Below are 532 nucleotides of genomic sequence, written 5' to 3'. Positions count from 1 at the left end.
GCGAACAAAACTAGTTTTCTGGTAATCAGAATTCTGCTTTGTTCGCTTTTCGCATTTAATTATAGATTTGAAGGGCTTAATAATTAAGATTTTTAAAAATTGAAATCTTTTTGTCCCAGACTCTTTTCGGCTTGATCTCATCTCGAGGTGAGGGGTAAGTTTATCTTTTCAAAACATGCTTGCTTTTGGAAATTATTTTTTTGTGTGATTCAGAATCGTTCAGAGTTGTCGCATATTGGCTCATTCTTGGCAAAACAATCTTGTACGTTTGTCAATGATGTGAGACCAAACGAAAGTTATCTAAAAACTTGATATGGTATTCTCTACAAGGAGCTAGCTCCTTGTAGATTTTTTCTTATTTCGATAGGTGACATCCAGTTTAAAGTTTGCATGGGCAATCGATTGGATTTGTAGAGATAGCGCTCCATCTGTTTGATGAGATCGTCATAGGAATAGAACTGGAGATGTTTGTAGAATCGTTTATTGTCATTGCGATGGCTTCGTTCTACCTTGCCATTGTGTCGAGGTGTTC

At 36.5% G+C, this 532-nt stretch carries 1 pseudogene; it reads right to left on the bottom strand.

Annotation, left to right across the window (positions count from 1 at the left end):
• Positions 1-323: 323 nt before the first annotated feature.
• Positions 324-532, bottom strand: a pseudogene (locus AC5FEC_RS10435) (IS481 family transposase); the annotation flags it as partial.

It is taken from the genome of Streptococcus sp. STC1396 (assembly GCF_058933875.1).
The sequence above is the reverse complement of the archived record's forward strand: the minus strand, read 5'-3'. Positions and strand labels throughout refer to the sequence as shown.